Genomic DNA, 10455 nt, shown 5'->3' with positions numbered 1-10455 from the left:
GAAAAAAGCTGCCCAGCTTCGCGCAAAATATGGGGAAGATATTGGCATTGAGTATCAAACGGCAACAGGAGACGTGTTCTGGTATAAGCCCCTCTTTGATTTTACGGATTGAGGGACCGGATGAAATTTGGATGTGTCGCCTATCCTGTTATGCTGGGTGCTATACATAGGATACCAACCTAATTTCATGAGGAAATCACGATGAATATGCATACAGAGAACAGTATCAACGAACAGAACCGTGACGGCATCAGCTACCCGCTAGAAAAAGTGCGCTTCGATGCACCCCTTGACGTAAGGGCCGCAATGGAAGTTGCCGCAATGCTTGTCTACCCGGATGGTGAAGAATCGGATACCCACTGGCAGAAAACGAGTTTTATTTTGCTCACATCCGTGATTCTGCATGTTCTGTATGCTGAACCGGATAAAACTTTGCGGGGTGTAGCAGCTTATTTAGGGAACATTACGGACATAAATGCTGCTTTTGAAAAAATAATGCAGATTGGACACGATCCTGATGGAAGATTTCACTGGACGGATCGGAAAGGGGAGCAGGTTAAAGTACATCCCTTTATTATCCAAGCAGCCCAAGAGACGTCACGCAGATCTGAAGCTGAATCTTCTGCTATCTTGGCTACGGCGAATCTCTATTTGAAATTGTATCTTGACCATAGCATATCCTCAAAATGAGTTGACCCTGGAGTGGTAAAAATCTATGCACACACCTAACCAAAACGTCATCGATTACAGGGCTCAGAAAGCGGCGCGTGATGCGCCGTTTTTGGCTGTGGCGCTCACTGTCATCACTGCCGTCTTCGGAAGCTACGCTTTCTCGACAATGGCGGTGATGTTTTTTATGGGCAAGTATTCCAGAAATTTCTTTCAGGGATACGTCCCGCTGCATCTAGGCTCTCTTCCACTTTACAGCCCATACGCCATATATAAAGCGTACATGACGTACTGGCAGTACCCCATGATGCAGCACGTTACTTTCAGTGCCGCAACGCTTACGGTCATAGCCGTGGTATCGGTCGCGGTTTTTCAGTTCATTAGCTCAGGTAGAAAGCAAAAAGCCCTATACGAAACGGACTTGCACGGTTCCGCACACTGGGCTACCCCCAAAGAAGTTGAGCAGATGGCTTTGCTACCGGCCAAAGGGTCTAAGTCGTCCTTCAAAATCTGTTATGTGGGGGGCTATCCAGACGACAAAGGACACTTAAAATACCTGCAACATTCCGGGTCTGAGCACATTATCGCTTTTGCCCCTACCCGTTCCGGCAAGGGGGTAGGATTGGTTCTGCCAACACTACTCGGTGGCTGGAAAGAATCTGTGGTGACCCATGACATTAAGGGTGAGAACTACCTACTGACTGCGGGTTATCGCCGGTCCATCGGCCAGAGGGTCTTGAAATTCAATCCTGGGTTTGGGTTGGCCGGTGATGAGGATGTAGGGAGTCAACTGGCTCAGTGCTGCCATTTTAATCCGCTGGAAGAGGTCCGCATCGGTACACAATTTGAAGTGAAAGACGTGATGAACATTGCCATGATGATTGTTGACCCTGATGGTAAGGGCTTAAATGACCACTGGCAGAAAACGGGTTTTATTTTGCTCACATCCGTGGTTCTGCATGTTCTGTACGCTGAACCGGATAAAACATTGCGGGGGGTAGCAGCTTATCTGAATGACCCAGAGTTGAAGGATGTGGATGAAGCCTTCGATAAAATGATGAAAGTTGAACATGACCCAGAGGGCCGGTTCCGCTGGAAAGACCAACATGGTAATGCTGTTAAAGTGCATCCAGTCATTGCGCAATCGGCCAAAGAAATGATTAACAAAGCAGAGAATGAGAAGACTGGGGTCATTTCAACGATGATGAGCTTTTTAAGCCTCTACCGTGACCCGATTGTGGCCGGCTGGACAGAATACAGCGATTTTCACGTCATGGATTTGCAGGATTGTGAGGATCCGGTTTCTTTGTACTTGGTAACCTCACCGGAAGACAAGAACCGCCTGAAACCGCTAATTCGTCTGGTACTCAACCTGATTGCTTCCAAGTTTACCTCTGCAGATCGGCTGGTGGAAAAGGGTGGCCGCATGGAGTGTGTAGGTAAGCATCATCTAATGCTGCTGCTCGATGAGTTCCCCAGCCTGGGCAAGATGGATGTGTTCCAGGATACCATCGCATTTTTGGCAGGGTACAACGTCAAGCTGTTCTTGATTGTGCAAGACAAGTCACAACTGGAGGACGAGGCTCATGCGTATGGAAAATCCGGGGCTATGGCGATCATCAATAACTGCCATGTGAGGATTATCTACGCGCCGAACGAAGTGCAAACGGCGGAATGGGTTAGTCGGATGCTGGGTAAAAAGACCGTAGTGATGGAAAACACCAACCAGTCTTTTGAGGGCGGATTCCTGCCCTCCCAGAAAGGGCAATCCCGCTCGATTACTTATCAAGCTAGGGAGCTTTTGACGCCAGATGAAGTTTTGCGCTTGCAGGGGCCGGTGAAGGAAGGCAGCAACATCGTCAAAGCGGGTGACATGCTCATACTCGTTGCAGGTTTCGCCCCCATTTATGGCCAGCAGATGCTCTATTTCAAAGACCCACGTTTTTTGAAAAGAGCACAGATCCCAGCACCCCTTCAAAGTGACATAACCAGCCAACCAAAAAACTACCGGGATATTTTTGGGGAAAGCGGAGGGGTAGGGGCACCCCCGGAATCGGATGATGTGGATATGCCTGCTGACTTTTACTCCCAGCTTGACGATGACAGCACCGACAGCTACGAAGAAACCGCAGAGGGGGGTGCATTACCTGCTGATACGGGTATGGCGGGCGAGCCTGAATTTGATGATGAACCCCCAGATGACCTGGCAGGCACGGATATAAACGGGGGTGCAGAAACCATTATGGATGGTGAGGCAGAAACCGTTTCTGAAGACGATAAGATAGATGATGGTGAGGATGAGATAGTGGACGGTGGTGCTGGCATGGGGGCCGTTTCGGGAGACGTGGAGGCGGGTAGTCTGGAGTTACAGGACGTGCAAAATGCACTGGCCGAGATTGACCTCGTTCCCCCGGAAGTAAGCGACGATTTGCGGTTGAGTGATCTACTTCATTATCAACATTCACATAGCCGTGGTCTTCGTAGCCGGAATGTATCGGACCTGTCTGCCTTGTCTGGGGGGCAAGGCCGGTGAAGTGTTGAGCCTATTCTTTTTAACAGAACATAAGGTGCTATACATGATCTATTAGTGAGGACTTTGTGCTGGGGGCATTATTCATGAGTACCAAGAAGAAAACTGAGCAGGGCTTTACACTCATGGAGCTGATGATGGTAATAGCCATCATCGGCATTTTGTCAGCCATTGTGTTGCCGCTTTATTACCAGCATGTCGAAGCTGCGAAAGCGACAGATATAGTGACGGACTTTCAGCAAGATATTCACCAGATACAGGCATCAGAAGCAGAGTCACTATCTGGAGTTAGCGTAAGCCTGGGCGCACCAACTCAAGGCACTGGGATTATGGAAAAGCCTTTCTACTCGTGGGGAAATCAGACCCCACAAAAATACTCGCAAACAGAACTGGTGCGTACTGCATACGCCCCTGAGAAGTTCTCGCTGGGGGGCCAAGATGGACCCAGACAGACCATTTATAATGCAGTAATCCAGGAAAACCCGGATACCATTGAAGCGGGCGGATCACCAGCTTGTGTCTCTCTTGATCTTCAGTCCGTGGACCCCACTGTAGCCGAGGATGTCAGGGAGATGTTGGTTTCTGAGGGGCTGTATACCTACTTCACCAACAATCTTACCGGGCAATTCACACCCAATTCAGGGTCCAGTTTTGCCTCCGGTAATAACTGTGCTGGGTCTAGCTCTGGTAATACTTATCAAATTGGCTACCCAGCCATTGTTCCTGTGCCTACAGGTACACCTGGATCAGTTGGGGGTGACCTTCCTTTAATAAACTTCTGGGGGCCAAACTCCATTAACCTGCTGGAACCTGGGTTTAATCATGTAGACCCTATTCTGTATAACCCGTACACCGGCCAGTGGGGATACTGGAACGACTCCACCGAAACCTGGACCAAGGCGCCCGCACCATCGTGGGCACCATAAGTTCTGGAATCATTCTTTAACAGTGACGGGCCAAGAGGCCCAAGGAGATGTAAAATGACAAGTATGGTGAATTTCACGCATGAAATTGCGCAAGATGTGCATGACGGGATTATGAGCCGGGATGCAGCCCTTGAGCAATATGGGAACCTCATCAGCGCCGATGATCTTGATGATGCGCTGAGTATGATAGGGGCTTTTGAGTATGGGACAGACGTGGATGGTGAAGATATTATTATTCTTCACATGCATTTGGGTATTGGCTAAAAACTATCTACCGTAAAAGCCAAGTGCGGGAATATGCGGTGTGCATGAGGTCTGCATGCGGTATTCACTTTTCGGATAGGCCAATAAATTTTTTTATATGGGTGAGTGTGCGGTGTGCGTGTGGTCTGCATGCGGTGTAAGTTTTTTTGGCACAAGAATGGCTGTCACCATGCCACTGCACCAGTCAGACCACGCAAGTGGTAGTGAGTATCTACATAGAGTGGCCTATGTGCTGTGGATTTTGCATCTTTCCAGTACAAAATGAATGGGTGATATGCTCGCGTGTGCTGGTAACGGATGATGCCGTTACTACCCACGAAAACAGGGACTCCGGCTGCAGCCAGTATTTTATTGGCATACCCTGGATCACCAATTAACCGACCAGAGTTGTAGGCTTGGAAAGCATGGTACAAGGCCGTTTGGCCGGGGCCGTAGGTGGTGGATGCCTGCTTGTAGGCATTTTGCAAGATACGCGCACCCACGCGGAGGTTTGTGCAGGCATTGAGGGCGGTGGTAGGGGTAAGCCCATAAGCTGCAAAGTTTTCCGTATCCACCTGGGCAATGCCTACGTCAATTTGCGTGTGCCCGATGCTCAGTAAATGTCGGATAATCGCGGCCCCTTGCTGGACAGTTTGTGGGTAGTAATCACGGCCAGTGGCGTTGTCAAGGATAACCAGGGGGTTACCCCCAGATTCTACTCGCACAATAGCGGACATGGTAGACGGGGCTACAAAAGGCGCACATTGGGTAACAAGCTGCTGAACAGGTATCATGGCTTCATCCTGGTTAGTAACGACGACGCGGTTCTGGTGTGGTGAACCCGATAATCCAATTGATGAGGAAAATCAGGACTAAAAAAACGCCTATCAGAATGGCAAGTGGAAAAAATATCATCATAACCACACTGGCGATCAGTCCCAGTACATCCATTTCTGCTATGAGTTCAAAGACGATCACCAGCAACATCTGAAGCTGTGGCGATAGCAAAATAAGACATAAAAGTATGCCGCCAGCCCAGGTTAGGTAGGCAGGGAGGGTGCCACTCAGTAAGAATGCGATTGTGTGGTGCAATGCACCTCCACCCAAGTTCTCCAATGCAATAAATAAATGCTTCATAAGTCACCACCCTTTCATGCGAATGCCACAGAATATGGCTTCGTCATATAATGCACATGGCGAGAAGCGGTATCACTGTTTGAGCCAGTATTGACTGCCGGGGATGGTTAAGAATGGCACTGGATGAATGGATCCCAGGATATTTTTCTCTGGTACCGGGCCGTAGTAGGCACTGGTGTAGGCTTTGTTGCCAGGGGCGTATTCCCAGAACATGCCTTTGGGCACCGTGTATTTTCCGTAGGGCAAATGAATGACTTTGAGCTTGCCGTCCCAGATGGACGTAACCACTTTGCTATTTGGCAGAATTTTTCCGTTAGCAATAACGCCTTTCTTTGTTACATCAACGGTCTGCCCGGGCAGGGCGACTACAAATTTCATAAAGGGCATCAGGTGGTCTGCACAGTCCCATTTTCCATGCGGCGCAAAAGAAAGCCAGCGAGCGGTTATAGCCTGATGCATGGCGGGTCCGGTTACCGGTGGGCAGAAGAATACCCGATCCCCAACTTTCAAATGCCTTGGTACAGGCCCGCGTTGGTAGAACCCGATAGGCATGCAGGTGGTGTCATTAAAAGACCAGCCCGCATACGAGGCCGCTAACCCGATGCCAGCGGAGACAGTAATCAACCCCAGAAGTGGAGTAGCTACTGCATAGAATAAGAGCTTCCGTTTTTGCATGAAAAATACCCTATTATCAGGACTGAATAATAGGGTATAGCACTCTGCATATTGATGTAGGCATCATGCGCCGGCTGGAAGTGGTGTGCCGGGGGGTAGAACGGTGAACGGCCCATACCCGTTGCCACCATCATCCGCTCCAGAGAATTGATACCACTGACCGTTTTTAGGGTCGTAGGCCAGTGGCTTGCTGCTGTGCTGGTCATATTCATAAGGGAAGTACAAGTCTGTGCCGCGAGAAATAGCATACTGAGCCGGACCCGAGTATGTCCCTTGTTCACCTTGGTACATGCCAAGTACCGTGGACGTGCCACCAACACCAGTGCCACAGTTTGAACCCGCGCCATTTACATAAGTGACTGCCCCGTTTGGGGTGATCTGAGCAGTGAATTGTGTCCCCGTTGACTTTGTTCCGGTCTGCTGAGAAAGCATCTGCTGAATATCGGCGTTTACCCCATTGCCAGAGGCCATATTGACAGACACACAGATTGGCTGACCGCCTGCCGGTAGTTCATGGGGTAGCCCAGAAATGGTAGAGCCATCGTGCTGCATTTGCGGGCCATCTGGAGTGGTGCTGAAATTGACAAAAGGCAAATTATTCATGCCATCGGTTGTGAGAGTTGTTGCGCCATCCCCACCGATAGTTACACTGCCGACAGTTTGGGCTTCTGCCTCGTCATCAACGCCAAGATGCACCTCCTGGCTGAAGTCCTGAATAATAGTCGTGGCATTGACGCTTCGCACGTAGTCCTCATACGCTGGAATGGCGATAGCCGTTAGTATGCCGATGATGGCTATTACCACCATCAGCTCGATAAGGGTGAGGCCTTTTTCATTTTTGCGTAGCATTGTGGTGTTCTCCGAGTGTCATGTCATCTTTTACTGTATAGCATGCACTATGCGGAATTTTTGTGTGGGTCTAAAGAGAAAGCCCTAACCCCAACCCCAATGCATGCCCAGCCACATGCAAGCCCAATTCCTGCAAGTCTTCGTCGGGCATCTGGTAGCCCAGTTGCATAGCCTCCGTCGCCAGCTTGCGCTGGTGGACCATGGCTATTTGACGCTGGTAGGAGCCCACCGGCAGGGCTTCGGCATGCAGGTGTTTAGCTGAGGCTTTGGCCTTTTCAGCCAGTTTTTTCAGTCTCTCCTGGCGTTTTGGATCACGGCTGGAAGCCTGCATCTCTTCGTGGATCCATGCATTGAGTGCGTTGGCATTCATAGTGTCATCCCCCCGCTTAATGAGCGTTTATGACCCTGATCTGCCCGTTGCAGCCCTTTCACGTCCACACCCAGTTTGTCTTTTATGAAGTCTGAGGTTCGGTCATTATCCAGCCGCTTCATGGTTTCATTTTGCTTCAAAGTGCCCCCTTTCCCCTGGACTTGCTGCCAATCCTGCCCGGATTTCTCTGCAAAATGCGCAAAAACCCACTTATCTTGGTCTTTTTCTGCTGCATGGATGGTTACAAAGAGTTTTTTGCCAGTTTCGCGCTCGGCGCTACCCACCAGAAAGGGCTTCTGGGTCTGTTCAGAAACCTTCTCTTTGAACTGCATAGACAGCTTTTCCTGCAAGCCTGTGTCCTTGTTTTCAATGGATACAACAGCACGGGGCTGGTTGTCTTTGTCCACATAAAAACCCACATGGCGCCAGGTTCCATCCGGCTCTTTCAGATGACCTTCGAGACGCGGGTACTGCTGCGGTTTCTTTTCCATGTTCACGCTCCTTTTGTAGACGCCAATCTCATCCGACTTCAGATGTACTTCTGCATGATTTTCGAGTTGCTTGAGCTCCTGGGGGGCCATTGGGACAGCCACCAGCGTTCCGTCTTCCCGGGCCAGGACTGCTTCCGGTGGAATTTTTGCCAGCAACACCCCTTTTTCTTCCGGCTTTGGCTGATCCAAAACGCCCATGCTTTTAGCATCATCCAGTATGGTTTCAGCAATCGGGCTATTAAGGTACATCACAAAAGTGCGTTGACGCTGGCCTATTGCCACAGTCGTTGCCGTATCCAGTGCGCCTTGTGCATAACTAGCGGCGCGTTGCATGGCTACATCTGCAATTTTATCTCCAAAGTCTTCCAGTTTTTCAGAGTGTGCCCTAGTCTTGTTAGCACTATCCGTCAGCGTCCGATTCCACTGCACAAACTTGTCTGCATCGACTTTGAGGGATTCTGCGACTGCATCCGCTCCAACAATGATGTACCTAGAGAGATCCACGGCACCAGACTTGACGGCTTTTGCATGCGTGTCCGCCTGAATTGCATTTTGGCTTTGTAGAAGTTCTTCCATGGCAGTATCAATGTTGACCCAAGACACTTCCACACCTTTTGTGGCTATTTCCATACGATTTTGCTGCTGATGCTCCATGTCTTCACTCCTTTTATCCAGTTGCGCAAAAATATCCTCGTCGGCGTTGTACTGCTCAAGGTGTGGGGTTTTACTGATAAAAACTTGGTCGTCGTGACCATACAACTCCCGAACCGGGGCATTATCACCGCTCCGATCAGGGATAATTACAATGACCCCCTCCGAGGTATGTTCCACCCCCAAGATCGGGGTTGCCACTTGTCTTTTGTGACCAACGACATGCTCAAGCAGATGGTCGCCCACCTGAAGATCACCGGCTGTAATCTTTTTGTAGATGTGTGTCTGGCCCTGGCCGTCCACTTTAGACCGCCAGGATGTATCGGAGTGTGTGGCTTGGTGGCGGGTGAGGGTGTCCTGAGCCATTTTTATCCCACCTTGCCCAGTTGTGGCTCAACTTCAAGACTTCTGAGGGTTAAGGCCCCCCTATGCCCATAACTCAATTCAACCTTTTTACCGATCATTTTCCGGGCGCTTACTTCGGACTGCGCTAAATCTGTACCTGGAAGCTGCCCATAGAAAAACGGGCCGTCTTTGGTCTGGATTTCGAGCGTAGCCCCTTTGTTGTAAACACCCTTTAACTCCCCTGTTACATCCACCCCATAATTTATAAGGCCGCTCTGAACTAAACCCATGGGCAAAGCGGGGGTTTTCAAATCCTGTTTTACTTCCACCCCATTTTGCACCACAAAAAGTTTTGTGCCGGTTTTATCCAGGGACAGAGTGACTGGGTGACCTTTGGACTGCTGGAGAGCATTTACCAGTTCATCCCCCGGCTTGAAGATATTTTTGTTGGTGTGTACCAACAACTCCCCAAGTTTCGGGTGTTTCATCCATAGTGAACCTGGCCGGTCATCAAGCCGAAGAAAATCACCCGTAACCGATTGCCCTGGGTAGACTGTCTGCATCACAGACTCGTTGTTTACATGCGCGATAACACCTTCCCGCTTCGGCAGGTCTCTGCGATGTGTCAATACAACCGTGTTGATGTGTTTCATTTTTTCCGCTTGATACTCTTTCTCTGCCATAAATCACCCCGTAGTTGATGTTCAAAAAGACTATTATCGTCCGATGGAAAAGCCCCTTTCTTTACGCTCTTTTTCCAGACTTCTCACTTTCAGTTCGCCATCCTTCCCAGACCGGACTTCAACCATTTTTCCAGCCATTTTTTCCAAAGTGGTTTTAGGCAAATCACCACCTGTGCCCTCAATCAGCAATGGGCCTTTCTGGGTTCTCAGTTCGACGGTTTCCTCACTTCTCACGTCCATGAGAATGCCCTTAAAGACCTGATTTTCGTGTGGGACTACCTGAACTTTTGGCAATAAGCCAAAGGGTCGGGATGGAGTGTTCGATTCATTCACCAAAACAGGCCCGTTTTCAATGCTGACCGACACTTTCTTGCCGGTTTGATCTATAGATATTTCAACATTTTTTCCGGCTTCAGAGGCTTTATCCAAGGCGGTTTTAGCCTCTGGATTACCCTCAAAGAGTTTCTTTCCCGTAGTGACTACCGTGTTCCCGTATTCGGGATGCTCAATCCGGAAACTGCCGTACCCTGGAAATGCTGAATCCAGTTTCCCAGCTATCGAATTTCCACCATGGTAAATCGTGCGGGCATCTTTGCCGCTGGTAATAAGGTCTTCAGTCTGCTGGCTGCGGGTGTAATTTTGCAGATCGGCGCGGTGTGTGAGGACAACAACGTGCTTTTCCGGTGTGGCTTTCCCCAAGTTTTGTTCCAGACTTTGAATATCCAAGAGGACTTTTTTGGGATCTTGAGAAATCGAAACCATTTTCCCGATTAACGCCTTTTCCTCGCTCATATCATCCCGGTATGAGTCTTTAATTAATCCAGAGCAGAGTATCATTTTGCCATCCGGAGCTTGAATAACAGCCCCACGATAACGACTAAAATCT

General features: G+C 49.5%; 12 protein-coding genes. 4 read left to right on the top strand and 8 right to left on the bottom strand.

Annotated elements, in window-relative coordinates:
* Positions 1-201 precede the first annotated feature (201 nt).
* The 4 genes from AC2VLY_RS14390 (at position 202) to AC2VLY_RS14375 (ending at position 4389) form a co-directional block, all read left to right on the top strand.
* The gene (locus AC2VLY_RS14390; RefSeq protein ID WP_486892908.1) at positions 202-690 is read left to right on the top strand and encodes a type IV secretory system conjugative DNA transfer family protein; all 489 of its coding nucleotides are present in this window, start codon (positions 202-204) and stop codon (positions 688-690) included.
* 25 nt (positions 691-715) lie between these two features.
* Positions 716-3202 carry a type IV secretory system conjugative DNA transfer family protein gene (locus tag AC2VLY_RS14385; protein ID WP_486922516.1) on the top strand — a complete coding sequence of 829 codons (2487 nt, stop codon included), beginning with the start codon at positions 716-718 and terminating at the stop codon, positions 3200-3202.
* Positions 3203-3285: 83 nt separating this feature from the next.
* Positions 3286-4125: a pilus assembly FimT family protein gene (locus AC2VLY_RS14380; RefSeq protein WP_024893282.1), complete on the top strand. Its 840-nt coding sequence runs from the start codon at positions 3286-3288 to the stop codon at positions 4123-4125.
* 54 nt (positions 4126-4179) lie between these two features.
* Positions 4180-4389: a hypothetical protein gene (locus AC2VLY_RS14375; protein ID WP_024893283.1), complete on the top strand. Its 210-nt coding sequence runs from the start codon at positions 4180-4182 to the stop codon at positions 4387-4389.
* Between the two features lie 164 nt (positions 4390-4553).
* Here the strand turns inward: AC2VLY_RS14375 and AC2VLY_RS14370 are convergent, their stop codons facing one another.
* The 8 genes from AC2VLY_RS14370 to AC2VLY_RS14335 form a co-directional block, all read right to left on the bottom strand.
* Positions 4554-5162 (bottom strand): lytic transglycosylase domain-containing protein, encoded by a 609-nt coding sequence (locus tag AC2VLY_RS14370; RefSeq protein WP_486892907.1) that lies wholly within the window; start codon positions 5160-5162, stop codon positions 4554-4556.
* A 13-nt stretch (positions 5163-5175) separates the two neighbouring features.
* Complete coding sequence (locus AC2VLY_RS14365) at positions 5176-5505, bottom strand: hypothetical protein (RefSeq protein ID WP_024893285.1); 330 nt, start codon at positions 5503-5505, stop codon at positions 5176-5178.
* A 72-nt stretch (positions 5506-5577) separates the two neighbouring features.
* Complete coding sequence (locus AC2VLY_RS14360) at positions 5578-6180, bottom strand: S26 family signal peptidase (protein ID WP_065957803.1); 603 nt, start codon at positions 6178-6180, stop codon at positions 5578-5580.
* Positions 6181-6243: 63 nt separating this feature from the next.
* On the bottom strand, positions 6244-7029 hold the full coding sequence (locus tag AC2VLY_RS14355) for a prepilin-type N-terminal cleavage/methylation domain-containing protein (protein ID WP_486892906.1): 786 nt from the start codon (positions 7027-7029) through the stop codon (positions 6244-6246).
* A 70-nt stretch (positions 7030-7099) separates the two neighbouring features.
* Entirely contained in the window at positions 7100-7399 is a 300-nt protein-coding gene (locus AC2VLY_RS14350; RefSeq protein ID WP_024893288.1) for a hypothetical protein, read from the bottom strand.
* Positions 7396-8907: a hypothetical protein gene (locus AC2VLY_RS14345; protein ID WP_486892905.1), complete on the bottom strand. Its 1512-nt coding sequence runs from the start codon at positions 8905-8907 to the stop codon at positions 7396-7398. Before AC2VLY_RS14345 ends, AC2VLY_RS14350 begins: the two co-directional genes overlap by 4 nt.
* A 2-nt stretch (positions 8908-8909) precedes the next feature.
* The gene (locus tag AC2VLY_RS14340) at positions 8910-9569 is read right to left on the bottom strand and encodes a hypothetical protein (RefSeq protein ID WP_486892904.1); all 660 of its coding nucleotides are present in this window, start codon (positions 9567-9569) and stop codon (positions 8910-8912) included.
* Positions 9570-9602: 33 nt separating this feature from the next.
* Positions 9603-10455 (bottom strand): hypothetical protein (locus AC2VLY_RS14335; protein ID WP_486892903.1); only part of this gene is annotated, 853 nt, incomplete at its 5' end.

Source organism: Acidithiobacillus sp. TH-A36 (genome assembly GCF_057473445.1).
Note: the sequence above shows the minus strand (reverse complement) of the source record. Positions and strands in the feature narration are given on the sequence as shown.

Excerpts from the sequence above, each read along its gene's own strand:
- AC2VLY_RS14340 (WP_486892904.1), bottom strand. The coding sequence starts at position 9,569 with ATGGCAGAGAAAGAGTATCAAGCGGAAAAAATGAAACACATCAACACG.
- AC2VLY_RS14385 (WP_486922516.1), top strand. The coding sequence starts at position 716 with ATGCACACACCTAACCAAAACGTCATCGATTACAGGGCTCAGAAAGCG.
- AC2VLY_RS14370 (WP_486892907.1), bottom strand. The coding sequence starts at position 5,162 with ATGATACCTGTTCAGCAGCTTGTTACCCAATGTGCGCCTTTTGTAGCC.
- AC2VLY_RS14355 (WP_486892906.1), bottom strand. The coding sequence starts at position 7,029 with ATGCTACGCAAAAATGAAAAAGGCCTCACCCTTATCGAGCTGATGGTG.
- AC2VLY_RS14390 (WP_486892908.1), top strand. The coding sequence starts at position 202 with ATGAATATGCATACAGAGAACAGTATCAACGAACAGAACCGTGACGGC.
- AC2VLY_RS14360 (WP_065957803.1), bottom strand. The coding sequence starts at position 6,180 with ATGCAAAAACGGAAGCTCTTATTCTATGCAGTAGCTACTCCACTTCTG.
- AC2VLY_RS14345 (WP_486892905.1), bottom strand. The coding sequence starts at position 8,907 with ATGGCTCAGGACACCCTCACCCGCCACCAAGCCACACACTCCGATACA.
- AC2VLY_RS14380 (WP_024893282.1), top strand. The coding sequence starts at position 3,286 with ATGAGTACCAAGAAGAAAACTGAGCAGGGCTTTACACTCATGGAGCTG.
- AC2VLY_RS14375 (WP_024893283.1), top strand. The coding sequence starts at position 4,180 with ATGACAAGTATGGTGAATTTCACGCATGAAATTGCGCAAGATGTGCAT.
- AC2VLY_RS14365 (WP_024893285.1), bottom strand. The coding sequence starts at position 5,505 with ATGAAGCATTTATTTATTGCATTGGAGAACTTGGGTGGAGGTGCATTG.
- AC2VLY_RS14350 (WP_024893288.1), bottom strand. The coding sequence starts at position 7,399 with ATGAATGCCAACGCACTCAATGCATGGATCCACGAAGAGATGCAGGCT.